This window comes from Streptococcus pseudopneumoniae, from assembly GCF_001074975.1.
GTDB classification, from domain to species: Bacteria; Bacillota; Bacilli; order Lactobacillales; family Streptococcaceae; genus Streptococcus; species Streptococcus pseudopneumoniae_D.
Genome location: NZ_JUUO01000118.1, coordinates 12,866 through 37,609, shown reverse-complemented (window position 1 = coordinate 37,609; position 24,744 = coordinate 12,866). Strand labels below are relative to the sequence as shown.

32 protein-coding genes and 1 pseudogene are annotated in these 24,744 nt (G+C 37.2%); 10 read left to right on the top strand and 23 right to left on the bottom strand.

The genetic code is table 11. The annotated features are described in order from the left end of the window. Nucleotides 1–101 precede the first annotated feature (101 nt). The 5 genes from ADI86_RS07410 to ADI86_RS07390 all read right to left on the bottom strand — a co-directional run bounded on the left by ADI86_RS07410 (nt 102) and on the right by ADI86_RS07390 (nt 6,466). A complete protein-coding gene (locus ADI86_RS07410) occupies nt 102–1,028 on the bottom strand; it encodes an aldo/keto reductase (RefSeq protein ID WP_049532430.1) in 927 nt (308 codons plus the stop codon). A 102-nt stretch (nt 1,029–1,130) separates the two neighbouring features. After that, nucleotides 1,131–3,188, bottom strand: a complete 2,058-nt coding sequence (gene metG / locus ADI86_RS07405) for a methionine--tRNA ligase (RefSeq protein WP_049532407.1) — start codon at nt 3,186–3,188, stop codon at nt 1,131–1,133. A 123-nt stretch (nt 3,189–3,311) separates the two neighbouring features. Continuing rightward, nucleotides 3,312–4,571 (bottom strand): ABC transporter permease, encoded by a 1,260-nt coding sequence (locus ADI86_RS07400; RefSeq protein ID WP_049532406.1) that lies wholly within the window; start codon nt 4,569–4,571, stop codon nt 3,312–3,314. 1 nt (nt 4,572) lies between these two features. After that, nucleotides 4,573–5,274 (bottom strand): ABC transporter ATP-binding protein, encoded by a 702-nt coding sequence (locus tag ADI86_RS07395; protein ID WP_049532405.1) that lies wholly within the window; start codon nt 5,272–5,274, stop codon nt 4,573–4,575. Further along, complete coding sequence (locus ADI86_RS07390) at nt 5,258–6,466, bottom strand: efflux RND transporter periplasmic adaptor subunit (RefSeq protein ID WP_049532429.1); 1,209 nt, start codon at nt 6,464–6,466, stop codon at nt 5,258–5,260. Before ADI86_RS07390 ends, ADI86_RS07395 begins: the two co-directional genes overlap by 17 nt. Nucleotides 6,467–6,754: 288 nt before the next feature. Between ADI86_RS07390 and gor the strand changes: the two genes are divergently transcribed. Together gor and ADI86_RS12335 are read left to right on the top strand one after the other, a co-directional pair. Next, entirely contained in the window at nt 6,755–8,101 is a 1,347-nt protein-coding gene (gene gor / locus ADI86_RS07385; RefSeq protein WP_049532404.1) for a glutathione-disulfide reductase, read from the top strand. Between the two features lie 132 nt (nt 8,102–8,233). Further along, nucleotides 8,234–8,404: a hypothetical protein gene (locus ADI86_RS12335; protein WP_049532427.1), complete on the top strand. Its 171-nt coding sequence runs from the start codon at nt 8,234–8,236 to the stop codon at nt 8,402–8,404. A gap of 14 nt (nt 8,405–8,418) precedes the next feature. Here ADI86_RS12335 and ADI86_RS07375 read toward each other — a convergent pair whose 3' ends face one another. The 4 genes from ADI86_RS07375 to ADI86_RS07360 form a co-directional block, all read right to left on the bottom strand. Beyond that, nucleotides 8,419–8,919 carry a hypothetical protein gene (locus tag ADI86_RS07375; RefSeq protein WP_049532403.1) on the bottom strand — a complete coding sequence of 167 codons (501 nt, stop codon included), beginning with the start codon at nt 8,917–8,919 and terminating at the stop codon, nt 8,419–8,421. Next, nucleotides 8,916–9,539, bottom strand: coding sequence for an ATP-binding cassette domain-containing protein (locus ADI86_RS07370; RefSeq protein WP_049532402.1), 624 nt, complete (start codon nt 9,537–9,539; stop codon nt 8,916–8,918). The genes ADI86_RS07375 and ADI86_RS07370 overlap by 4 nt, the downstream gene beginning before the upstream one ends. Beyond that, nucleotides 9,536–11,518 (bottom strand): ABC transporter permease, encoded by a 1,983-nt coding sequence (locus ADI86_RS07365; RefSeq protein ID WP_049532401.1) that lies wholly within the window; start codon nt 11,516–11,518, stop codon nt 9,536–9,538. Before ADI86_RS07365 ends, ADI86_RS07370 begins: the two co-directional genes overlap by 4 nt. Before the next feature lie 65 nt (nt 11,519–11,583). After that, nucleotides 11,584–11,910 carry a hypothetical protein gene (locus ADI86_RS07360; RefSeq protein WP_049532399.1) on the bottom strand — a complete coding sequence of 109 codons (327 nt, stop codon included), beginning with the start codon at nt 11,908–11,910 and terminating at the stop codon, nt 11,584–11,586. Nucleotides 11,911–12,347: 437 nt separating this feature from the next. On the opposite strand from ADI86_RS07360, the gene ADI86_RS07355 reads away from it, so the two are divergent. Then, nucleotides 12,348–12,884: a biotin transporter BioY gene (locus ADI86_RS07355; RefSeq protein WP_049532397.1), complete on the top strand. Its 537-nt coding sequence runs from the start codon at nt 12,348–12,350 to the stop codon at nt 12,882–12,884. Nucleotides 12,885–12,936: 52 nt separating this feature from the next. Here the strand turns inward: ADI86_RS07355 and ADI86_RS07350 are convergent, their stop codons facing one another. Next, on the bottom strand, nt 12,937–13,152 hold the full coding sequence (locus tag ADI86_RS07350; protein ID WP_000807422.1) for a YdbC family protein: 216 nt from the start codon (nt 13,150–13,152) through the stop codon (nt 12,937–12,939). A 98-nt stretch (nt 13,153–13,250) separates the two neighbouring features. Between ADI86_RS07350 and ADI86_RS07345 the strand changes: the two genes are divergently transcribed. Continuing rightward, a complete protein-coding gene (locus ADI86_RS07345; RefSeq protein WP_049532396.1) occupies nt 13,251–13,571 on the top strand; it encodes a hypothetical protein in 321 nt (106 codons plus the stop codon). Between the two features lie 29 nt (nt 13,572–13,600). On the opposite strand, the gene ADI86_RS07340 is transcribed toward ADI86_RS07345, so the two are convergent. From ADI86_RS07340 to rpsP, 9 genes are all read right to left on the bottom strand, one after another. Then, on the bottom strand, nt 13,601–13,939 hold the full coding sequence (locus ADI86_RS07340) for an ATP cone domain-containing protein (protein ID WP_001196041.1): 339 nt from the start codon (nt 13,937–13,939) through the stop codon (nt 13,601–13,603). An 11-nt stretch (nt 13,940–13,950) separates the two neighbouring features. Next, on the bottom strand, nt 13,951–14,670 hold the full coding sequence (trmD, locus tag ADI86_RS07335) for a tRNA (guanosine(37)-N1)-methyltransferase TrmD (protein WP_049532395.1): 720 nt from the start codon (nt 14,668–14,670) through the stop codon (nt 13,951–13,953). Then, nucleotides 14,660–15,178, bottom strand: a complete 519-nt coding sequence (gene rimM / locus ADI86_RS07330) for a ribosome maturation factor RimM (protein ID WP_049532394.1) — start codon at nt 15,176–15,178, stop codon at nt 14,660–14,662. The genes trmD and rimM overlap by 11 nt, the downstream gene beginning before the upstream one ends. 34 nt (nt 15,179–15,212) lie before the next feature. Next, a complete protein-coding gene (locus tag ADI86_RS07325) occupies nt 15,213–16,001 on the bottom strand; it encodes an alpha/beta fold hydrolase (RefSeq protein WP_049532393.1) in 789 nt (262 codons plus the stop codon). A 96-nt stretch (nt 16,002–16,097) separates the two neighbouring features. Beyond that, nucleotides 16,098–16,955, bottom strand: a complete 858-nt coding sequence (locus ADI86_RS07320) for an alpha/beta fold hydrolase (RefSeq protein WP_049532392.1) — start codon at nt 16,953–16,955, stop codon at nt 16,098–16,100. A gap of 151 nt (nt 16,956–17,106) precedes the next feature. Continuing rightward, nucleotides 17,107–18,006 (bottom strand): DMT family transporter, encoded by a 900-nt coding sequence (locus ADI86_RS07315; protein WP_049532391.1) that lies wholly within the window; start codon nt 18,004–18,006, stop codon nt 17,107–17,109. A 159-nt stretch (nt 18,007–18,165) separates the two neighbouring features. Further along, nucleotides 18,166–18,495: a MazG nucleotide pyrophosphohydrolase domain-containing protein gene (locus ADI86_RS07310; protein ID WP_049532390.1), complete on the bottom strand. Its 330-nt coding sequence runs from the start codon at nt 18,493–18,495 to the stop codon at nt 18,166–18,168. A 43-nt stretch (nt 18,496–18,538) separates the two neighbouring features. Further along, nucleotides 18,539–18,778: an RNA-binding protein KphA gene (gene kphA / locus ADI86_RS07305; protein WP_000379617.1), complete on the bottom strand. Its 240-nt coding sequence runs from the start codon at nt 18,776–18,778 to the stop codon at nt 18,539–18,541. A 19-nt stretch (nt 18,779–18,797) separates the two neighbouring features. Further along, nucleotides 18,798–19,070 (bottom strand): 30S ribosomal protein S16, encoded by a 273-nt coding sequence (gene rpsP, locus ADI86_RS07300; protein ID WP_049532389.1) that lies wholly within the window; start codon nt 19,068–19,070, stop codon nt 18,798–18,800. 165 nt (nt 19,071–19,235) lie between these two features. Between rpsP and ADI86_RS07295 the strand changes: the two genes are divergently transcribed. Next, complete coding sequence (locus ADI86_RS07295) at nt 19,236–19,424, top strand: hypothetical protein (protein WP_049532388.1); 189 nt, start codon at nt 19,236–19,238, stop codon at nt 19,422–19,424. A 406-nt stretch (nt 19,425–19,830) separates the two neighbouring features. Here the strand turns inward: ADI86_RS07295 and ADI86_RS07290 are convergent, their stop codons facing one another. The 4 genes from ADI86_RS07290 to ADI86_RS07280 all read right to left on the bottom strand — a co-directional run bounded on the left by ADI86_RS07290 (nt 19,831) and on the right by ADI86_RS07280 (nt 21,774). Beyond that, nucleotides 19,831–20,412, bottom strand: coding sequence for a TMEM175 family protein (locus ADI86_RS07290; RefSeq protein ID WP_049532425.1), 582 nt, complete (start codon nt 20,410–20,412; stop codon nt 19,831–19,833). A gap of 219 nt (nt 20,413–20,631) precedes the next feature. Continuing rightward, nucleotides 20,632–20,766 (bottom strand): hypothetical protein, encoded by a 135-nt coding sequence (locus ADI86_RS12465; protein WP_275043693.1) that lies wholly within the window; start codon nt 20,764–20,766, stop codon nt 20,632–20,634. 43 nt (nt 20,767–20,809) lie between these two features. Continuing rightward, complete coding sequence (gene cadX / locus ADI86_RS07285) at nt 20,810–21,148, bottom strand: Cd(II)/Zn(II)-sensing metalloregulatory transcriptional regulator CadX (RefSeq protein WP_049532387.1); 339 nt, start codon at nt 21,146–21,148, stop codon at nt 20,810–20,812. Between the two features lie 11 nt (nt 21,149–21,159). Then, nucleotides 21,160–21,774: a CadD family cadmium resistance transporter gene (locus tag ADI86_RS07280; RefSeq protein ID WP_049532386.1), complete on the bottom strand. Its 615-nt coding sequence runs from the start codon at nt 21,772–21,774 to the stop codon at nt 21,160–21,162. Nucleotides 21,775–21,802: 28 nt separating this feature from the next. Between ADI86_RS07280 and ADI86_RS12330 the strand changes: the two genes are divergently transcribed. The 5 genes and pseudogenes from ADI86_RS12330 (at nt 21,803) to ADI86_RS07260 (ending at nt 24,606) form a co-directional block, all read left to right on the top strand. After that, nucleotides 21,803–21,958 carry a FanG protein gene (locus ADI86_RS12330; RefSeq protein WP_079114811.1) on the top strand — a complete coding sequence of 52 codons (156 nt, stop codon included), beginning with the start codon at nt 21,803–21,805 and terminating at the stop codon, nt 21,956–21,958. Nucleotides 21,959–22,403: 445 nt separating this feature from the next. Next, complete coding sequence (locus tag ADI86_RS07275) at nt 22,404–22,982, top strand: DUF3796 domain-containing protein (protein ID WP_049532385.1); 579 nt, start codon at nt 22,404–22,406, stop codon at nt 22,980–22,982. Nucleotides 22,983–22,984: 2 nt separating this feature from the next. Further along, nucleotides 22,985–23,209, top strand: a complete 225-nt coding sequence (locus tag ADI86_RS07270) for a helix-turn-helix transcriptional regulator (protein ID WP_049532384.1) — start codon at nt 22,985–22,987, stop codon at nt 23,207–23,209. A 152-nt stretch (nt 23,210–23,361) separates the two neighbouring features. Then, nucleotides 23,362–23,694 (top strand): annotated as a pseudogene (locus tag ADI86_RS11765) (hypothetical protein); the annotation flags it as partial. 108 nt (nt 23,695–23,802) lie between these two features. Further along, a complete protein-coding gene (locus tag ADI86_RS07260; protein WP_049532383.1) occupies nt 23,803–24,606 on the top strand; it encodes a peptidylprolyl isomerase in 804 nt (267 codons plus the stop codon). Nucleotides 24,607–24,744: the final 138 nt, after the last annotated feature.

Here is a 24,744-nt window from a genome sequence, read left to right as displayed (position 1 = left end):
TAATAAACCGTACCTAACGAATCAAGACAGACAAATGGTCACATAACAAAAATCATTTTCCAACGTTTTTTTGACTGTGATTTCTTTAAATGCCTTTGCTCCTAAGGCAAATCATTTCCTGCAGCGATGTAAATTTCATACCATTCTTTTCGAGTCAGGTTGACATGACTTGCTTGGCTTGCCTCTATTAAATGCTTAGGATTGGTTGTTCCTACCACTGCCTGCATCTTGGCTGGGTAGCGTAACACCCAAGCGATAGCAATAGCTGATGGACTGACTCCATATTTTAAGGCTAGTCGATTTAGGACTTGGTTTAGTTGTTGGAACTTCTCATTGCCAACAAAATTACCCTTGAAGTAGCCAAACTGCAAGACTGACCAAGCCTGAATAACCATGTCGTTTAATTTACAGTATTCAAAGACGCTTCCATCACGCAAAGCTGCCTTGTTCCCGTCCATATTGACATGAAATCCTGCTTCAAAACCAGGCGTGAAAGCTGCACTTAGTTGTAATTGATTGATAGCTAGAGGCTGTTTGACTTCTTTCTTCAGCAACTCCATCATCATAGGATTTTGGTTGGACACACCAAAGTCTCGAACTTTACCTGATGTGTGGAGAATTTCAAAGGCTTCCGCCACTTGGTTAGCTTCCATCAATGCATCTGGTCGATGGAGTAGCAAGCTATCTAAATAGTCAACCTGCAATCTTTTTAAAATACAATCTACTGATTCTAGAATACACTCTTTTGAAAAATCAAAATAGGTAAATTCTTCAATGCGAATGCCACATTTGGACTGAATCCACATCTTTTCTCTTAAATCTGGACGATTTTTTAACACTTGACCCAGTAATTCTTCGCAACGTCCACCACCGTAGATATCTGCCAAGTCAAAGGCATTGATTCCAACGGACAGGGCTGTTTCAACTAGCTCCTCAACTTCCTTGACCGACTTGTCACTGATGCGCATCATACCGAGCACAATTTCTGACAGTTCTTTTTTCTCTTGACCAAAAGTAATGTATTTCATAGCAACTTCCTCCGTTTTCATTCATTATAAAGGAGAATGACACTTTTATCAACCGCCACCTTACAAAAGAAAAGAACCAGTTCAAACTGGTCCTTTTAAATTTTACCCAATCACACTTCCATTTGGTACAGCTGGATCAACTGTGAGAAGAGTTAATTGTCCATCATGTTCAGCTGAGAGAATCATCCCTTGGCTGACATATTTCTTCATCATCTTACGAGGTTTTAGATTGGCAACGATTTGAACTTTCTTGCCGACCAATTCTTGTTCATTTGGATAATATTTTGCAATTCCTGAGAGGATTTGACGATCTTCACCATCACCAGCATCTAGGCGGAATTGAAGCAACTTGTCAGAACCTTCCACTTTAGACACTTCTTTGACTTCTGCGACACGGATTTCAATCTTGTCAAAGTCTTCAAACTTGATTTCTTCTTTGTTTAGTTTGAGTTCGACTTCATCCGGATTCCATTCTTTTTCAACTGCAGGTTTATTACCTTCCATTTGTTCCTTGATATAGGCGATTTCTTCTTCCATATCCAGACGTGGGAAGATTGGTGTTCCCTTAGCAACTACAGTCACACCTGCAGGAAAATCAGCCAAGCTCAAGTTCTCAAGGCTAGAAACTTCATCCAAGCCAAGTTGATTCAAGATCGCACGACTTGTTTCCATCATAAATGGCTCAATCAAATGAGCTACGACACGAAGGCTGGCTGCCAAGTGGCTCATAACACTAGACAATTGATCACGAAGAGCATCTTCCTTAGCCAAGACCCATGGAGCTGTCTCATCTATGTATTTGTTAGTACGAGAGATGATGGTCCAGACCGCTTCAAGTGCACGTGGATAGTCGACTGCGTCCATACGATTATGGTAATATTGAATAAAAGTTTCCACATTTTCAACAAGATTCATTTCAGGAGTATATGCAGGATTAACATAACTCACTTCGTCTTTTTCAATAAATGCCGGCGGAAATGTATCTGAGTCCATAACAGGTAATTCAGGAATTTGCCCATCAAAATACTTGTTAATCATGGAAACCGTACGGTTGAGGAGGTTTCCAAGGTCATTTGCCAATTCATAGTTGATACGGCCCACATAGTCTTCTGGAGTAAATGTTCCGTCTGAACCGACAGGAAGGCTACGCATGAGGTAATAACGAAGTGGATCTAAACCATAGCGCTCTACCAACATTTCAGGGTAAACGACATTCCCTTTTGACTTAGACATCTTACCGTCTTTCATGACAAACCAACCATGGGCAATCAAACGTTCTGGCAATTTAATATCCAACATCATGAGAAGGATTGGCCAGTAGATAGAGTGGAAGCGAAGGATATCTTTTCCTACCATGTGGAAGACTGTTCCATTCCAGAATTTGTCAAAGTTACCATGCTCATCTTGACCATAACCAAGGGCTGTCGCATAGTTGAGAAGGGCATCGATCCATACATAAACAACGTGTTTAGGATTTGATGGGACTGGTACACCCCAAGTAAAGGTTGTACGAGAAACTGCCAAGTCTTCCAAACCAGGCTCAATGAAGTTACGCAACATTTCATTAAGACGACCATCAGGAGTGATAAATTCAGGATGAGCTTTGAAAAATTCAACCAAACGATCTTGGTATTTGCTGAGGCGAAGGAAGTATGATTCTTCAGATACCCATTCAACTTCGTGACCTGATGGAGCAATACCACCCGTTACATTTCCAGCTTCATCACGGAATACTTCTGCAAGCTGGCTTTCTGTAAAGAATTCCTCATCTGAGACTGAGTACCAACCAGAATATTCACCCAAATAGATATCATCTTGAGCAAGCAAGCGTTCAAAGACTTGTGCGACAACTTTTTCATGGTAGTCATCAGTTGTACGGATAAATTTATCGTATGAGATATCTAGTAATTGCCAGAGTTCTTTAACTCCAACAGCCATCCCGTCAACATAGGCTTGAGGGGTAATGCCTGCCTCTTCCGCTTTCTGCTGAATTTTCTGACCGTGCTCGTCAAGACCTGTCAAATAAAAGACATCATAGCCCATCAGGCGTTTGTAACGTGCTAGGACATCACAGGCGATGGTTGTGTAGGCAGATCCGATATGAAGTTTTCCAGATGGATAGTAAATCGGTGTTGTAATATAAAAATTCTTTTCAGACATAATTTTTCCTTTCCAGGCAAATGAAACCTGTTTTTCTAACACTTCATTATATCACATTTTTAATGATTTTCGATAGGGAAATCCATACAAAAACAAGATAGACGAGTGTCCATCTTGTTTATCTTATTCATAACGAAGGGCTTCAATTGGATCAAGTTTCGATGCTTTATTAGCTGGCAAGACTCCAAAAATCATACCTACACTAGCTGAAACTGCAAGACTAAATAGGGCAACTGGGATTGATACTCCCACTTCTATACCCGCAATCAATCCTTGTAAAAGTATCCCAGCTATAGCTGTTAAGCCTGTCGCAATGGTTAGACCAATGACTCCACCTAGTAAGGTCAAAATCATGGATTCAATCAAAAACTGGATTAAAATATTAGCACGTGTTGCACCCAAAGCCTTACGGAGACCAATCTCACGCGTACGCTCTGTCACCGAAACTAGCATGATGTTCATAACACCAGTCCCTCCAACAAAGAGGGAGATTCCCGCAATGGCACTAATAATCGTAGTTATAAAGCCAAAAAGTTGTTGTACTTCTTGGAAGGCTGCAGTTGCATCTGCCACCTGATACTCCCCTTGCTGAAGACCAGCAATCTCGGTCAATTTTCTAGCTAATTCTGGTCCCACTGTTGGTGTCAAACTGGTATCATTGACACGAAAGACAATATCAGAAATTTCATCCATATTGAAGTTATTTGCAAGAGAAATATTAGTCGTAATTGGAAGTCCACCAATACCAAAAGTCTTGGCAGCCTTGGACTCGTCGCTAGTATAGACACCAATGACACGATAACTAAAGCCACCAACATCTATAATTTGGTTAACCGCTTCTTGAGCTGACCCAAACAGACTATTAGCAAGTTCTTGGTCTAGTAAAATGACACTGGCCACATCTTTATAATCCTGAGCCATGAGACTTCGTCCTGCAACAATTTCATTTTCAACCGCCTTCATGTAGGTAATATTGCCACCTGTCAAGCTAGCTCGCTCTACTTTTTTATCTTTATAAGACAAGGTGGTATTTGTTGAGTTGGTTACATAGTAACTATCTACCCCCTTCAGTTTGGCCGCCTCCTTGACCCAAGATTCTTGTGGTTTTGGTGGTTCAACATGAACTTCCTCTTCTTTCCCAGAAACTGTTAAAGCTGATTGTTTTTGGGTAAAAGAACCGTCTTTACTTTTAATAGGCGAGAAAAAGACATGAATATTCTTCTGTGACTTGGTCATATTTTTATTGATCTGACGAGACATAGAATCCCCCAGAGCCATAATCACAACAACTGATGAAACACCAATGATAATCCCAATCATAGTAAGAAAAGAGCGCATCTTATGTGCCATGATAGATGAAAAGGCAAATTTCAGATTCTGCATCTTAGTTTTCCTCCTTTTCTAACTGAGCACTGTCAGACGAAATAACTCCATCCCGAATAACAATCTGGCGTTTGGCATAAGCAGCGATTTCAGGCTCATGCGTTACCATAATAATTGTTTTTCCTTCATTATTCAGTTCAACTAATAATTGCATGATTTGATTCCCTGTTTTGGTATCCAATGCTCCTGTCGGTTCATCTGCTAAGATGATAGAAGGATTGTTTACCAAGGCACGCGCAATAGCCACACGTTGCTTCTGACCACCAGATAATTCAGAAGGCAAATGGTGACTACGCTCAGTCAATTCAACCTTATCTAGATATTCCTCAGCCAACTTGCGCCGTTTTGAAGCCGAAACTCCTGCGTAAATCAAGGGCAATTCTATATTTTGTAGAGCATTGAGTTTGGATAGAAGAAAGAACTGCTGAAAGACAAATCCGATTTGTTGGTTACGGACCTTGGCTAGTTGTTTTTCACCCAATCCAGCCACTTCTTGGCCTTCAAGATAATACTCTCCACTGCTTGGTGTATCCAACATGCCAATGGTATTCATCAGAGTGGACTTACCAGAACCAGATGGTCCCATGATGGCGACAAACTCACCCTCGTTCACTTCTAGGTTGATATTTTTGAGAACCTGCAGTTCTTGGTCACCATTACGGTAGCTTCTGCAGATATTTTTTAAACTAATTAGTTTCTTCATCAGCCTTCACCTCTTTTCCTTCCTCTAGAGAAGACGTTGGGTTACTGATGACCTTGACTCCATTTGTCAGACCTGAAGTGATTTCTTGGTTGTCTGCATCAGCATTGCCCAAACCAACTTCCACTTTCTTGGCCTTTTTCTGCTCGTCAAGCACCCAGACATAGTTCTTATCATTTTCAGTCACAATACTTGTTAGAGGAACCAAAATAGCTTTAGTCTTATTCTTCACCTCAACACTAACTGAAAATCCTTGTTTCAAGACACCGATTTCACTTGTAACGTCGATGGTATATGGATATTTGGAACCAGAATTACCAGCTGCTGCGGCAGCCGTTGCACTTGCTGCTTCGCCATTGGTTTTAGGATAGTCAGAGATATAGCTAATCTTACCTGTCCAGCTCTTATCTTGGTAAACTTTAGAAGTAAAGGTTACTTCTTGTCCAACAGATAGGTTGGCAAGATTATATTCAGATAGTTCACCCTTAACTTGCAAGTTTTCATTACTTACGACATGAACCACCACTTGGCTAGCTCCTGTTGGAGATTTAGAAACGTTGCGGTTGACTTCTACCACAGTTCCTTCTAGGGTACTGAGAACCGTCATGGCATCCAACTGACTTTGAGCCTTGCTTAATTGCGCTGCTGCATCTGCACGGGCATCACGAGCATCCCCTAGTTGTGCATCAATAGAGGAAACTGCATTTCCTGATACTGGAGCTGGGGTTTGGGCTGCTGCACCTTCTCCTCCTGCTGGCGCTGGTAACTGTGGAGCCGGAGCTGAAGCGGCTTCATTTCGTGCTTGATTGAGTTCATTGATATGACGATCTGCCTTAGCTACTGCTCGACTAGCTGAATCATAGGCTGCCTGGGCTTCTGAACTACTGTACTTGACTAAAGCCTGGCCTTCGCTGACCTTATCACCCACAGAAACAAGGATTTCATCTAAATCTCCCTTACTAGCATCAAAATAAACATATTGTTCATTTTTTGCTGTTACTGTTCCTGATAATAAAACAGAAGATGCCACGCTTCCTTCCTTGGCAACAACAAGATGAGTAGCCTCATCTTTTACAGCAGTCTGAGAAGGTTGTCTAAAGAGCAAAATCCCCCCAGCCCCCAATACAACTACGCTTGCAGCACCAATTGCTGCATACAATTGCCACTTTTTAGCTTTACCATTTTTTTTCATAATGAAACTCCTTTTTGATTTAAAGTCCTTAACAATATTATACAAAAATTATCAATTTGAAACAATAACAGTTCAGAACGAAATAATGACATTTCAGGATTCAATAATTGTTCGGAATTTATTTTTTGTTATTGTACTAGATATATAATACACTTTATTTTGCCTTTTTGCAAGCCTTTTCTCTAATTTTTTTGAACGTAGCAGATTTTTGCAATCAAATCAAAAAAAAGATAGAATATGACTATCAAAAAATGACACTCTATTATTTCACAGAGTACAAAGGAGTTTTCAATGAGAGAATACGATATCATTGCTATCGGTGGAGGTAGCGGGGGAATTGCTACCATGAACCGTGCTGGCGAACATGGTGCCAAAGCAGCTGTTATTGAGGAAAAGAAACTCGGTGGAACTTGCGTCAACATCGGTTGTGTTCCCAAAAAAATCATGTGGTACGGAGCACAAATCGCTGAGACTTTCCATCAATTTGGAGAAGACTACGGCTTTAAGACTACTGATCTTAACTTTGACTTTGCAACCCTACGTCACAATCGTGAAGCCTACATTGATCGCGCTCGTTCTTCTTATGATGGCAGTTTTAAACGCAACGGTGTAGACTTGATTGAAGGTCATGCTGAATTTGTAGATTCTCATACTGTCAGCGTAAATGGTGAACTGATTCGTGCTAAACATATCGTGATTGCTACTGGTGCCCATCCAAGTATTCCAAATATTCCTGGTGCTGAACTAGGTGGTTCTTCTGATGATGTATTTGCCTGGGAAGAATTGCCAGAGTCAGTTGCTATTCTAGGCGCTGGTTATATCGCCGTTGAATTGGCTGGAGTACTCCACACTTTTGGTGTCAAGACAGACCTCTTTGTTCGTCGTGATCGTCCTTTACGTGGTTTTGATTCTTACATCGTTGAAGGTCTGGTCAAGGAAATGGAAAGAATAAACTTGCCGCTTCATACTCACAAAGTCCCTATCAAGTTAGAAAAAACTGCTGAAGGCATTACCATTCATTTCGAAGATGGTACTAGTCACACAGCTAGCCAAGTTATCTGGGCTACAGGTCGCCGTCCAAACGTTAAGAGCTTGCAACTTGAAAAAGCTGGAGTAACTCTGAACGAACGTGGCTTTATCCAAGTAGATGAATACCAAAATACTGTTGTTGAGGGAATCTACGCTCTAGGTGATGTAACGGGTGAAAAAGAACTAACTCCAGTTGCTATCAAGGCTGGACGTACTTTGTCTGAACGTCTCTTTAACGGCAAAACAACTGCTAAAATGGACTACTCAACTATTCCAACTGTTGTCTTTTCACACCCTGCTATCGGAACGGTTGGCTTGACCGAAGAGAAAGCTATCAAAGAATACGGTCAAGATCAAATCAAGGTTTACAAATCAAGCTTTGCATCTATGTACTCTGCCGTTACTAGCAATAGACAAGAATCCCGTTTCAAACTCATAACAGCTGGTTCAGAAGAAAAAGTTGTCGGACTTCATGGAATTGGCTATGGCGTTGATGAAATGATCCAAGGATTTGCCGTTGCTATCAAAATGGGAGCAACCAAGGCTGACTTTGATGCAACCGTTGCGATTCACCCAACTGCATCTGAAGAATTTGTAACCATGCGTTAATCGAAACAAAAGAAGCAGAGCAAAAAACACTTCTAAATATCAAAAAGCGAGTATTTCTGTAGCTGGAGATACTCGTTTTCTTATGTCTTATGTTATAGTATGTTGAAATAAGATATGAAAAAATCATACTCAATGAAAATCAAAAAGCAAACTAGGAAGCTAGCCGCAGGTTGCTCAAAACACCGTTTTGAGGTTGTAGATAGAACTGACGAAGTCACTAACCCTATCTACGGTAAGGCGACGCTGACGTGGTTTGAAGAGATTTTCGAAGAGTATCAATTAGCAAGCCATAGCAAAATATAAGGATTATAACACAATCATTTATTCTTTTCTTTAAAAGATTCATATATTTTTTTATATAACACTTTTATATCTTTTTTCTGAGAATTCAACTCTTCATTACCGTAGTCAAAATTTGCTACTACAAATCCCTCGTCAGCATTAGAAAAAGTAAAAAATTCTATATCAATTAGTTTATTATGCTTAGAGTCCTCTATAGTGTCTCCTAAACCATTATTGAATTTCTTCACTTCTTCTTCACGAACTCCGAACCCCGCAGCAGCTCCATTTGCAATGATGTTTGAAAATACTTCTTCTGAAGATGCTAATTCTTTCACAGTTATGAAGTATATAGCTTCTTCCGTTTCTACTTGTCTCACTTTATTCCATTTTTCTGTATCACTAGAAGAAAGCGTATAGACTATTAACTCCAGTGTTGGTTTATTGGTATTTTCTTTTGTGATCATTTGTTTTCCAAAGAAGAAAATAGCAAGTAGCCCAGCTACAAAGATCAAAGCAATATAAATTATCTTTTTCATACATTATCCCCTATATCTTTCATATCAATGATCACATCAACTTTATTATAGACAGCTGGATCATGTGTCGCTATAATAACATATTTGTCTTCAGCTGTCTCATTTAATAATAAACGAATAATTTCTTTTCCAATCTCACCATCTAAAGCTCCTGTGGGTTCATCTGCTAAGATAATTTTACGTGGTTTCATTAACATTCTGGCAATAGCTACACGTTGAGCCTGCCCTCCAGACAATTCATATATTTTTTGATGTAAGTAGTCACTTGACAGTCCTACTTTTTCAAGTACATCAGTTATTGTTTTTTTGTCTTTAGTGATAAGTTTCAAATTATCATATACTGTTTTGTTATCTATTAAAGAATAATTCTGAAATACATATCCAACAGTATTTTTAAAAAAAGTTCTTTCTTTTATCTTCCAAATATCTTGTTTATCAACTAAAACATTCCCACTGTCAATTTTTTCTAATCTTCCTATAATATTAAGAAGGGTGCTTTTACCAGATCCGGAACCTCCAATCAATCCATAACTTTTTCCAGATTCAAATCTTAAATTTAAGTCTGTAAAGATCTTTTTTGAGCCGAAACTTTTTGAAACGTTCAAAAGGTCAATTGTCATGTTTCATCTCCTTTTAAAATTTTAGTGTAGCTTTCAGATAATTTTCTAAAACTCATGATTATTGACAACATCAAAACGAGCAGAGAAGCAAGACCAATATATAGCAACTCTATTTGACCTGTCATAAGAAATGTAAATAGGATAACGATTGTAATAGTCATCATAAAATACTTGAGACTTGAAATTGCTATATATGTTTTTGACAGACCTAAAATGATTTTCTTCACATATTCATTCTGTTTTAGGGCAATATAAAGTTGGACATATTGATAAATGAGTATAAAGACAATACTGTAAATTATCTTCTGCAAGATTTGTGAAAGTAGAATTTGGTGCTCTAAGGACTGGATCTTTAATTTCACAATTTGGTAAACATCTACTGGATTCATTGAAAAATTCAACTGGGTAGCCATCTCATTTATTTTCTTTACCGCCTCAGGACTAAAAAGAGACTTATGTGTTATATTACTAGCCAAAGAAAACTTGTTGTTTTCAATCATTTTGTCCGTATCTAACACAACAACAATGTTATCTTTGCTATCTGCTACACTTGCCATTGGTAAAAACTCTTTCATTTTATGACTATCATCAGTATCTTCATTGAAATAAAAAATTTTATCCCCATCAGGAATTATTTGTACTGCAATTTCTTCTTTTGTATAGTTTGTTCCAATAAATTGTTCTGCTACAACTGTATTTTCAATAGATTTCTGATTTTCTTTCCATTTCTCAGGAATATAGATGGTTGCTATCTTATTATCTAAAAGATGATAGTTTGTTCCATTCACTTTATTTTGTAGGTTAGCACCTGTTTGATTGATATAAATCAACTCTTTATTTATTTCTGGATTCGTTATTCCGTCATTTTCTAATTGTTTAGAAAAGTCTTCCATAACATGTGAAGTTTTCATGAAATCTGGAACATATGCTGAGGATCGATCTATATATAAATAATCTAAGTTTTTTAAGGAAGCAGCGATCTGTAGATACTGACCATCCGAATCATTAACTTCTCCATTTTTAGTAGAGTTACTTTCAATTCCAAGGAACTCAATCCTTCTCCAGTCTTTTACTGTGTCCCATGGTACTAAATTCTGTATCTGGATGTTAATACTGGATTGACTACTCTTTGTTTCTTGTAAAAAAATTCCTGAGATAAGGATGATAATCGAAATAATGGCAAGCCATACGACAAAAATAAGCTTATTTTTTGCCTTGTTTTTGATAATTTCAATAGGCTTTTCAACCTGAATCGTCAACCAAAATAAAACAAAGGTGATGAAATCAATGATTTGAAATAGTATAAAATTCGTTAAAAGCAGAGAGAAAAATAACTTAGAACTATAGGTGAAGAAACCATTTCCCAAAAAAGAACTGTAAGAAATCATCCATAAAGCTATCATAATCAGTTCAAAAATAAGAGAAATGCCATAATCTCTTTTTAGTTCGTATACAGGCAAGCCCAAAGAACGTCGTATCACTCCTTCTTTAATCTGCTTCGTTCTAACAACAAATAACACAACTAATAAAGTTAAGTAAATTGAACCCATTAACAGTATTCTTAAAGTTCCAGTAAATTGTAAGATTCCTCCTATATACCAAGGATAAGCCATATATACTGTTTGCAACCCCGTCATCGTAAGTGGTTTCAAACTATCTATATCCATTTCCCCAAGGGTGTAATACATCCCTATTATTGGTGCTGACTTTAATTGTTCATTATTTACATCATCAAAATTTACATACTTCAACTGACCAGAACTCTGAACGATGGGCTTGTAAATGGTAACCTTTTCCTTTTTTGATAAGTCACGAACCATTTCGTATATTTCGTTATTAGAAAGATTGCTTTTTCCTTGAATAGAAAAAGCACCATCAATTGGTAAAGGTATGGGCATTTCGGTATCGCTAATAGTGACCCAACCAATTGCAGCAATCAAACAGAAGAAGAAGCCAATGATACATAATTTTAATTTCATAAGCACTTACCATATTACAAGAGACCCTATTTTATAATTGGGTCTCCTGTTTTCATAAATTATTTTTAAAATCTATAATAATCCCAATATGCATTTAATCGAGCATCGCTCCAAGATTTTGTAGCACTTGAATATGCCCATCCATAATCTTGTTTATCGTGAGCTTTAACTGTTCCCCAAAAATTCGTTACTGAAGATTTTGAACCAATATTATCTGGAGAACTAACAAAGTAATTCGAATAACCAGAGTTATCATTTACACCATATTCCCATACATCAATAATGGGACTTGGAGCAGGGTGTGCTGTAGTTGGACTAACAACACTAGCTACAGTAGCAAAGCTAAAACTTAAAACACTTGCGGCTAGAAAAACAGATGCTTTCTTACTCATTCTTTTTTTATTTTACTTCTCCTTGAATTAAAATATTTGATGAAGAATAAGCAATAGTCCCCTTTTTAGTCCCTCCATATTACTTTAATATGAATTGATTATATTTAGGTTTTTAATCACCGTTATGATATCTAGAGTCGTTAAAATATCTCATAACTACCCCTCCTTTTAAAATTGAACACATTCAAATGTATTCGTTTACATTTGTTAATATATCACTTATTTTTTAGTTTGTCAATTATTTATAGTATATTTGTTATTGATAAAATGAGATTATCTATAAAGGCAATTTTCGAATCTACAAAAAAATTATCCAACTTAACCAATAAGCAAAATCGGCCGTTACAGCTTTTGTTACCTTGTTTTTAAAAATCGGTTGACAATGATTCCTCTACGAGTATAATAGTTACTATACATCAGAAAAGAGGTTAACTATTATGAAAAAAGCTCACGTTTATGCTATCCCTGCTATTGGAGCTGCTCTCGTTGCTGTTTTGGCACAAATCAGTCTTCCAATTGGACCTGTTCCCTTCACTCTGCAAAACTTTGCAATCGGCTTGATTGCTACTGTCTTTAGACCGAGAGAGGCTGTACTTTCTGTTGGACTCTATCTTCTTCTAGGTGCTATCGGTCTTCCTGTCTTTGCAGGAGGTGGAGCTGGATTGCAGGCGTTGGTTGGTCCTACTGCAGGTTATCTTTGGTTTTATCTTGTATACTCTGGACTTACTTCTTCCATAACTAACAGCAAGAGTGGAGTTGTCAAGATTTTTCTTGCAAATCTCTTGGGTGATGCCCTTGTCTTTGTCGGTGGAATCATTGGCTTGCATTTCCTAGCTGGAATGCTATTTGAAAAAGCTCTTGCTGTGGGGGTATTTCCCTTTATCATCCCAGATCTTGGTAAAATTATTGCTATTAGTTTTATTAGCCGTCCACTACTTCAACGCCTTAAAAATCAGGCTTACTTTACTAACTAAAAAGGATATCGAGTTGTAATGACTCAGTATCCTTTTCTTTCATTTTGAAAACTTAGTTTCCTTTAAAAGCATCCACCATGGTTTGAAATTCTTCATTAGAGAGAGTAATTCCTTTGCCCATTTTAGTATGGTCTGGGCTCCAAGCACGAATATCAAACTTTGCAGGGGCACCATTAAAGCTCACACGGTTGATTTCCTTAGTCCAACCTTTTTCGTTTTCAGAAAGAGTCAACAAGTGCTCTTCAATTTCAAATGTAAATTCTGCCATTTTCTTCTCCTTTTTTAGCTTTCATCTGACTATTCGTAAAATCTTGTAGATTTTAGGAAAATTTTATATAATATTGATATCAAAGAAGGGAGGCCAATATGAAACATAAATTCCAGCAAGTTCTAGATAAAATACATGATTTTTTAAATGGACATGACCAACAAGACCAGACTGAAAGCAACTCCCTTACGGCTACTATTGAAGAGGCTATCCAGAAACAAACCGCTGTTCACCTTATCTTATCAGAGACAAGTTTTACAGGTGATATCATCAAATACGATCAGCAACGCCAGCAAATTATCGTGAAAAATTTTGCCAAAAATGTGAGTCGTATTATCCGCATAAGCGATATTCAACGCCTTCGCTTTGTCCCCTCAACTGTCCAAACAGCCCAAAAAAATAGATTTAAGAAAGAGTGAGATGTCTTCCTTCATCCCACTCTTTTTTCTTAACGAACTTGTTCAAAATGTAAATGAACCGCGATATGATCTCCATAACCACTTCTTTCCAAATCACGTTGTAGACGATAGGAAATGTAGTGTTCTGCAATGGTAATGTAACCTGCACCCAGTAAACGATGTTCAACCATAGACTGAATCATGCTGATAGTGGCACGTTCCACCTTGGCTTCTTCCAAATCCAAAACCACTTTCTTAGTGACTTGTGCAAGGTTTTGACGCAAATCATCTGTCAATACATAGACGGTCTGGGCTGCCTTTAAGATGGCTTGGTAAATCTTATCTGGATTAAATTCAGCAATTTCTCCGTCACGTTTGATTACTTGCATAGGTTTCTCCTTTATTCTTTGTTTTCTTTAATTTCTGCCAGCATTTTTTCTTCTTCTGGTGTCAGTTGGTAATTTTCTAGCAAATCAGGTCTGCGCTCGTAGGTTTTCTTTAAACTCTCATACAGGCGCCACTGACGAATCTTTTCATGGTGACCACTCATCAGAACATCTGGCACGACCATACCTCGATAATCATAGGGACGTGTGTACTGAGGATATTCGAGAAGGCCAGAAGAAAAACTATCATCTTGGTGGCTAGACTCCTTGCCAATCACTTCTGGAATCAGGCGAACCGTAGCATCAATCATGGTCATGGCCGCCAATTCCCCACCAGTCAAGACATAGTCTCCTAAGGAAATTTCATCGGTTACCAAGGTCTTGATGCGCTCATCATAGCCCTCGTAATGCCCGCAGATAAAGATAAGTTCCTCTTCTTTCGCCAAATCTTCAGCATAAGCCTGATTAAACTGCTTTCCAGCTGGATCGAGGAGAATGACGCGCGGATTTTTCTTTTCAATAGCATCAAAGGCATCGAAAATGGGTTGAGCTCGGAGCAACATCCCCTGACCGCCTCCGTAGGGCTCATCGTCGACATGGCGGGCCTTTTCAGCACTTTCTCGGAAGTTATGATACTGGATATCCAAGAGCCCCTTTTCTCGAGCCTTTCCAACGATTGAGTGCTCTAGCGGAGAAAACATCTCTGGAAAAAGGGTTAAAATATCAATCTTCATCGTCTAACCCTTCTAAGATTTCCACATCGACGCGGTTATTTGGAATATCAACATTGAGAATCACTGGTGGGATATAAGGCAAGAGCAAGTCACGTTTACCTTTTCGCTTGACCACCCAGACATCGTTGGCACCTGGTTGCAGGATTTCCTTGATGGTTCCAATCAAGTTATCACCCTCATAGACTTCCAAACCAATAATCTCATGATAATAAAATTCACCATCGTCTAGGTCATTCAAATCTTCCTCAGCGACCTTGAGACTGTACCCCTTGAATTTTTCAATAGCGTTGATATGGTACATATCTTTGAATTTAATAATGTCAAAATTCTTCTGTTTACGGTGGTTAGCGATAGTCACTGTTTGGACAAACTGATCTTTTTCATCAAATAAAGCCAGCTCAGCGCCTTTTTTAAACCGTTCTTCTGCAAAATCCGTCACAGACAAGACTCGCATCTCACCCTGTAACCCCTGCGTATTGACGATTTTCCCAACATTAAAGTAGTTCATCTTGTCTCCTGTACTCTCCTTCTTTCCATCTTACTTATTCTGACAATTCTCGAATAATAGCCACAATTTTTTCTGATTCTGACCATTGTAAATAATGGTGATTCCCTCCTAAAATGAGTTTAGTATTGGAAGTCCAATATTCTGATTCTCTGTACTCTTTTTCTCTATAAGCCTGACAAAAAATAAATACAGGGGTATGAGCTTCTATCGACAAATTCTCAAAATCTTCCTCAGTAATCTCTCCAGATATCTGAAATCCTGGATCTTGATTTTCCAACTCTGAGCCTTTTTCTTGCATTATTTCCCAGATTTCTTTATTCATTTCAGGGCTAAATGTTGCTTGAGTTAAGTTCTTAAAATAAAGTTCAGGACCACACTCGTCAATCAGCCTCATCTGCTCTTCCATTTCTGGATAAGGATTTTCTGAAAAATCAGCAAACATGACGTTTTTAGTTGTCGGTTCAATTACTACTAAAGCCTGACACTTAATTGGTTTCTTGAGTAATTTACAAGCTAAAATTCCACTCAAACTATGTACACAAAGTATATATTCAGAAATCCCTAATTCTTCAAGTACTTCATAAACCGCATCTGCAAGATTATCTAGATTTTTTCCAGCTTGGTCATGAATCGGACTCCTACCTGTGTTCGGAAAATCAATAGTCAAATAACCAATTGTAGGAGGAAGTTTTTCAAGTATAAGTGAAAAATTTTCATAACTTGGTAGCAAACCTGCGCCACTTAAACAAACTAGCACTTTCTTTTGCTTTTGATAAGTCACAGAGAGACTACCAATTTCTGTAGATACTTCAAACCTCTTCATAAAGAAACCACTCATTCTATACAATGATTTATTATATACCCTTACCCTTTATTTTATCACGTTCCAGGGATTTTCACAAGTTGGATAGATACTATCTTACGGGCCTACTACTTCTTCAAAAAATTCACCAATAAGCCGATTAAACTCTTCAGGATGGTCATTCATAGGTTGGTGTTTGCTATCTGAAACCGTTACTTGACGCGCATTGGGATTTAAAGCAATGATACCATCATAGATTTTCTTTAGGTGTTTGGGAAAATCGTTTTCACCTCTTACTAATAGCATGGGGGGATTTCCATGATAACCTTCTATCTCATGGACAGACAAAAAACCGGTGATTCCAAGGTTCAAAAAAACATCTCGCCCAGTTTCTATAATGGCCGTCTTGACCAATTCTCTTGTGATAGGATTATCTGTACACATCTTTGAGTTCTTGTCTGCAATCACCTTCCAAGGAATCGTTTTATACATAAGAGAACTATATTTTATGCGATTTCTTTCTTTATCTGATAGGTAACGATGCTGTCCCCAACTGTCTACCATGACCAAGGCTAGAACTCGATCTGGATGACGATAGGTGTACTCTTGAAGTGGATTTCCTCCCCAAGAATGTCCGACCAATATCACCTCATCTAACTGGAAATAGGACAAAATAGCATCTACATCTTGAACAGCGCCTTCCAAGTCAGGTAGACCAACTTTCATAGGTGATTCCCCCTGTCCTCTAACATTGACAAAGTAGAGGTCAAATCCTTCAAAGGCATCATACTGGTGGGCCCACATCTGACTACGACCACAAGCTCCATGATAAAAAATAATGTGACCCTTACTTGAGCTTCCAGGGCGATGATAAACAGCCAAATCACAATTTAAGACTGGTATAATGTGACGTACCAAAGTCTCGGGTTCTCTGTTATAAAAAGCAATAGCTTCAGCTATATCATTTCGCTTCATTCCTACACTCTCTCCTCTTTATCCTAGTATCATTCTTTTATCTATTTTATCATGCTAAATTAAAATCATCGTTTTCTAAACATAATTTCATTAAAAATTTTGAATTTTCTGCATCATCTAGATAAAGAAAAAGACTGCTAAGCAATCTTTACTATTTTCTCATCAGATTCATACCTAAAATTCCAGCAATAATCAAAGTTGCTCCGATCACATGATAACTAAAAATTGGTTCGTGGAGGATAAGAGCTCCGGCTAGAATAGTCAAAACTGTTCCAAGATTTCCAAAGACACTGACGGTTGATGCTCCAAGTCGAACAATAGCATAGATAGAGAGACTACCAGTAACGATAGAGGCTAAAATTCCCAGATAAAGGATGGAAATCAGATAAGGAAGCTGTCCGAACGGCACAAAGTAAGCTAATATGTTGCCATCTAGATAGTGCGAGGTCAGACTCAGCGTATTAAAGGTGACGAAGCCAACAAATATCACAACAGCTGTCATATCCATGGCCCGATAGCGATCTCCTTTAGCCTTGCTGAGGATATTGTTTATTGCATTGGCGAGAACAGATCCCAACATCAAGAGAAAGCCAAAACTAGCAGTCTCAGTACCAAAGTTCGCTCCTTTACTAAGGAAGATGAAAACTACTCCTGCTACGGATAAAAATAAAAAGAATTTTTGAAGAAAGCTTGTCTTTTCCTTGAGAAAGGCCGATGCTAAAAGGAGAGTAAAAATCGGGACAAGAGCCTGTAAAATTCCAGCTTCAGAAGACGATATATACTGTAAAGCAAAGGATTGAAAAATAAAAAAGAAAAGCGGATAGAAAAGACTCATAGGAAGAATAGAAAGAATATCTTTTCTACTTAAACTCAGTTTGATAAGTTTGGTTTGATGAAGAACGACCATTACTAAAGCTGCGATTGTATAGCGATGCGCTAAGTTTGTGAGAGGACTGGCATAGCCTAAAGCAATCTTAGTAAATAAAAAAGAAAATCCAATGATGGCTGAAAAGAATAAGGCTGCTAGGTAAGCTTTTGTTTTCTCGTTCATAGATGGTTACTCCCTTTAAAAAAAGCTATTCTCAAGATTGATTGACTAGAATTCTTTGAGACTGTCTTTCCATTTTAGCATAAGTAGAATCCTAGATGCTATTTCTAGGATTGGTATTTTATGCCTTCTTTATTAAGAAAAAAATCATTTCTTTTTGTCTTAGGTGTTCCCCTTCAAAAAACCTTCCAAATCTCGTTCATGTTGGTACTTAATAGCTGCAATTTTGTCTTTCTCAAAGATAGTCTTGGTAAGGTCAATATGATTAATAGCTGCGATTGCGACGGTGTAGTGAATAATATCAGCCAGTTCTTTTGCTAGTTCCTCGTTCGAATCTTGAACCCCCTCTTTTCGACCAGAGCGCCCATTCAAAACTTCGGCTACTTCTCCGACTTCCTCCACTAGCTTGATAAAAAGACCTTCCTCAGTCCTAGACTGCTGGTAATGTTCGAGTAAGTAGTCTTGTAATTGTCTAAACGTTAAATCTTTCATCCTCTATTCCTCATAAAAAAGCGAGACTTCTGTCCCGCTCTTCTTATTTTTCGTCAATAACGATTCTTACTTTTTTGTCTTCAGTTGGGACAGAGTAGACAATCGTTCTTATCGCAGAAATAGTGCGACCCTTACGACCGATTACACGACCCACATCGCTTTGATCAAGATCCAAGTGATATTCCAAAAATTCTGGTGTATCTTCAATCTTGATAGTTAAGGCATCTGGTTGTGAAATCAAGGGTTTCACAATCGCAATAATGAGATTTTCAATCGTATCCATCTGTCAACCTACTTTAAACTTATTTTGAGAATTTAGAATCGTGGAATTTCTTCAATACACCTTCTTTTGAAAGGATGTTGCGAACTGTATCTGAAGGTTGAGCTCCATCAGCCAACCATGCAAGAACGCGGTCTTCTTTCAATGTTACTTGGTTTTCAGCAACAAGTGGGTTGTAAGTTCCAACTGTTTCGATGAAACGTCCGTCACGTGGTGAACGTGAATCTGCTACGTTAATACGGTAGACAGGTTTTTTCTTAGAACCCATACGAGTCAAACGGATTTTAACTGCCATTTTTAAAGTCTCTTTTCTTATTTTTTATTTGAGTGAAATAGCTGAGCTATTTAGCACATGTTCTATTATAGCAGATTTCTGACAGGTGTCAAGAAAAAAACTTGACAGACTATAAAATTTTTAAATTTTTTAGACTAATAGGGATAAATTAGAAAGAAAAAAATTATGAATACTACTTTTGATACTGTCTATAAAGACTACCCTGTCAAGCCCTATATCTTTCCTAATCTTGATATGGAAGGCCCTAAACCTGTCCCAAAACGCAAAATGGAACTACTAGAAGACAATCTATTAGCAGATGATATCACCCTCCTATGGAGAGTCCAGTTTGGTACTTTTACAACCGAAACATGATTTTAAAAACTCCCATTCGAATATATTTCAAAATTCGCTTAAAATCAATGTTTTCCCACTTTTTCAGCAAACAAATTTTCATCTAATTTAAATAACTTTCAATTAAATGGTGTGAATTTTGCTTAAAATCATCAAAAACACCCCATGGTGTGAACCATGAAGTGTTGTAAATGCTGTATTGTAGCTAGTTTTTAACGTTTAGAAAACTACCTAGCTTTACGAGCTTTCTTAAAATCTGGTTTGAAAAGTATGCGTTTCAGTTGGACTAAAAACAGCGAAATATGAAGGATTTTAAGAACGATATCTACTAATTAATTTATAAAATATGAATTAATAGATTCTAAATAGGGGAATAGTTTAGGTCTGTAATCATTAAAATAATACACCTAACTTTGGTCACCGTTTTTTAGTTATTCACTCTTTTTTCAGATAGTGTTTTTAAAGTTATGATGTAAAATGCCGCAATTAAAACACTATACATCATAATCGGAGGATAGAGAATTAAGGATAGAATCAATCCCACTCCTTTAATTATTAGGTCAGGTATCAATAACTTTCTATATTGTGCGGTAGCTTCAAGTAATTCTTTCTGATCCATATTGGGTTTATCAATTACTTTATGTAAAAACCAGTTGGCTACTGTTGAAGCAACAACGATTAATCCGTAAAAGAGCTGTGCCGTATGGTTCATGAAATGACTACTAACGATTCCAGTAGCATAGGGCATAAATGAAACAAAAAATAAAAGATACAAATTCCACCAAACAATTTGTGGGGAAATTCTCTCAACCTTTTCCCATAATGTGTTTAGTGCCATCCATAACGATCCCAACCAGAAAAAGGAAAGAAAATAAGCAAAGAAATTTTGCCGTAAATCCCAAAAAGCTTGAAGACTTGGTGTCGTTGGCTTTTCTAACTCTAAAATCAAAATGGTCATAATAATTGCTATAACAGCATCTGTCAATGCAATTAATCTATCTTTCTTCATCAGATTACATCGCCTTTCATTTTGTAGCATTCTATCTCATCGTATAATATTTATTAATCTTAAATATTAGATATTCATTTCATACTTTGAGTACAAACAAGATACACTAAAAAACATGTATCTGTCATATTTTATTTAACTTTAGAAATATTCATCCATCTAATTAATAAATATATCATATTTCACAATAAATGACTACTATCAAAGATACATTTTCTTTCAAATTTCTCCCTTTTCAACTTGGCTAACTTGACCTGCATTACCTAGGTAGCTTTGCTTTAAATTATATTTTTCTCTTAAAGATTTGATACGAGTATGTATTTCTTGTGAGTAATTTTCATCAAAAAATTTCATAGAGTAGCTCCCTAGAATCATGGAAAAGTAGTAAAAATAGTTGTTATCCTAGTTGATTAAAAAAATCTCTGATTTCCTTATCTTTTATAAAATAATATATAATTTTCCCCTCTCTTCTAGTGTCCAAGATGTTTTGATTGGCTAGTTTACGAAGATGGTGAGAAGTAGATGCCACACTGAGATTTAGTAAACAGGCTATATCACAGACACAGAGTTCTTCAACAGCAAGAAGATAGAAGATGATATTTATCTGCTTATTATCGGTAAATTTTGTTAAAATGCGAAGTGATTTTTGGACTTTTTCCTTTTCAAGGTAGTTCGTTGCGGTTGTAATATTTTGCTGATTTATAACATTCACTTGGCAGATACTATCTTTTTTCATAATATTTTCTCCTAGCCTAATATAGTCCATAGTATGTCAAAACTGTTATTTTCAATCAGGATATATATCCCCAATCCTAAATAGACAACGGCAATAAACCATCTGCTATATTTTTCCAAAATTTCTCCAACAGAAGGGACTTGTGCTAATTTTTGGGCAGAAAAAACCAAGAGATAAATCATGACTAGAAAAGTAAGTAAAGCTACTATCAAATTTGCTAAATTTAAGGTAGTAAAATATGGGACAAAGACACCAATATTGTCAGCGCCACAACTTGCAAAAGTAATCATAGCGACTAGAAATATCAGGTTTTTATTATCTTTGCGCAAACCTTCTTTGGCAATAGTTTCTCCATCAGAATCTCCTAAAAGCAAAACTTTGAGACCTAGGAAAATTGGAATCAAACCAAGCAAACCTAAAATCTCTTTGCTAGGAATATAATTTAAGACAAATGCAAAAAGTAAACTTAGCAATATTAGACTAACAGAGCCTAGAAATTGTCCTAAATAGATGTTAATGATGTCTTTTCTGCTTTTTCTTTTGGCAAAAAATAACATTAGGATAATAAGTAAGTCTACGGCTGTCCCAGAATACAGGATTATTGAAGTAACAACATTTTGAATCATAAAACACCTCATTCAAATATATTTTTGAATGTATTCTAACATTAAACTTTGTAGATGTCAACTTAAAATCCACCAAAATATAGATAAGAAGTTAGTGTACCAAATATTAAAAAGCCCTGCCATCGAAATGACAGCAGGGCTTAACTTCAATATCCAGATGATATATTTATCTAAAAAGGGTTGAGTAAAAGGTAGAGTTTTTATTGATTTGTAGTGCGATATAATGAGTTTCCAAAAATCAAAAATCGCTTAAAATCAGTATTTTGACATCTATTGACGTGTACTGAAATCCTTACTTAACCTCTGTAAAAATTAACTTCTACACCTACAAAGCTTATTCTGACAGACTTTATAACAGTCTAAGAAAAAAAGTAGAGATTCATACAGTATCTAGATTTTCCAAAAATTCCTTATCATCAAATATTATTAACGAAACTATCCAAACCAAATCCGATGCATTGCTTCAAAGAATTCTTTAGTTGTTTGACTAGCGAGGGCTTTTATTAAAAAATTTTTTCAAATAATTGCCACCTTAGCACATAAATTCTTGCTTTCCAAATTTAAATGTGATATATTTATAACATAAAATTTAAGTGTTATATATTTATAACACAAAAAAGGAGTCTATCATGAAAAAAATTCAAAAAATGCGTGGCCTCATTGCAATGATTGCAGTAGCTCTCTTTATTGATTTTATTGTTTTATTTGGTTCTAATCTTAGTTGGGGACCCAAGTTAGTTATTACTGGTATTTCATTGCCAGGTCAAATTGTAGCTATTTGGAGCTGGCTACATATGAGTCAGAAAGGTAAGGGAAAGATTATTTTTGACTTATCTGCTAAGCTTTACACGGTACTTGTATTTGCAGCAAGCATTTTTTATACAGTAGGAATTTGGGTTGCGACCCCAAGCGAAAGTTCTGGTATTAGAGAATGGATTTTGGGAATTGGCCTCGTTATTGAAGTGATTGTATTTGGTTTTTTCTCTTTGAAAAATGTCAAGGAAACTCCGGACGAACGCTTTTATGCTAATTTAGCCAAGGCAGCTAGCTTGATGTTTGTTTTTATACTAGGCGCACTGATGATCCTAACAGTTATCATTGGGTATATGGGGTCTCTCACTCTTTACATGGGTCAAGTCTTTATTAGCATAGCTGCCTTGATTTTCATCTTTGCGATTGTCTACTTTATCTTGGAACGGAGAGGATAAGCATGGCCAAAGAAAGCAAGATTATTACTAATCTCAAATCTGTTCGTGAGTCGACAGGCATGACCCAGCAGGAGTTAGCCGACCTCATCGGCATGCGACGCGAGACAATTCTGCACTTGGAAAATAACCGTTACAACCCTTCGCTGGAAATGGCTCTTAAAATTGCTCAAGTTTTTAATCTGAAAGTAGAAGACCTCTTTGAACTCAGACAGCAAGAGGAAGCATAATTCTTTTCGAGACCTGGTATTAAGTTCATTGATTAATTAGGAATTGAAGCCGAAAGAAAAATCCTTTGAAAATATACTCTTTTAAACTATAGTAATTCTTTCGAATTAACGTTTACTAATTGTGATGCTTTACGGGCTTTCTTAAAATCTGGTTCCCTAAATACTTTGAGTACACTTATGGTATTGATGCCCCTAAGCATCTAACAACTCTGGTGGAAAAAGGTTATGCTCTTGTCGAAACTGCTTTTGACTCGCTTGACCATCTAAATGCTACTATGAAAAAGAATATCCTGAAAAGCAAAGGAATTACAGGACTTTCTAAGATGAAGGCTACAGATCTGGACCAAGCTCTTCATGACAACTTGACGGAGGAAGAATTAGCAAGTCATTTTACCGTTCGTGGCTACAAATTGACTCCAAAGGGAGAGCAGATACTGAAACAGTACCAGGACATTGTCGACCGTCATCCAAAGAAAAATCTCTAATCAAGCGACTTTTTGGTTGACTTTCTCTTAAACGACCTTGTCACTAACATTTGAAATCCCCTTCCTTTTAAGGTACAATGGTAGAAATGAATTTTTGAGAGGATCAGAATGAAAAAACTAGCAACCCTTCTTTTACTATCAACTATAGCCCTAGCTGGATGTAGCAGCATCCAACGCAGTCTTCGTGGTGATGACTATGTTGATTCCAGTCTTGCTGCTGAAGAAAGTTCTAAAGCAACTGCCCAATCTGCCAAGGAGTTAAACGATGCTTTAACAAACGAAAACGCCAATTTCCCGCAACTTTCCAAGGAAGTTGCTGAAGACGAGGCTGAAGTCATTCTCCACACAAGCCAAGGTGATATTCGCATTAAACTCTTCCCTAAACTCGCTCCTCTAGCGGTCGAAAATTTCCTTACTCATGCAAAAGAAGGCTATTATAACGGCATTACCTTCCACCGTGTTATCGATGGCTTTATGGTCCAAACTGGAGATCCACAAGGGGACGGTACAGGTGGTCAGTCTATCTGGCATGACAAGGATAAGACAAAAGACAAGGGAACTGGTTTCAAGAACGAAATCACTCCTTACCTCTATAACATCCGTGGGGCTCTTTCTATGGCTAATACTGGTCAACCAAACACCAATGGTAGCCAGTTCTTCATCAACCAAAACTCTACAGATACCTCTGCTAAACTCCCTACAAGCAAGTATCCACAGAAAATTATCGAAGCCTACAAAGAAGGTGGAAATCCTAGTCTAGATGGCAAGCACCCAGTCTTTGGCCAAGTGATTGATGGTATGGATGTTGTAGATAAAATTGCTAAAGCCGAAAAAGATGAAAAAGACAAGCCAACGACTGCTATTACTATCGATAGCATCGAAGTTGTGAAAGACTACGATTTTAAATCTTAATACTCTTCGAAAATCTCTTCAAACCACGTCAGCGTCGCCTTACCGTATATATGTTACTGACTTTGTCAGGTTCTATCCACAACCTCAAAACTGTGTTTTGAGCAACCTGCGGCTAGCTTCCTAGTTTGCTCTTTGATT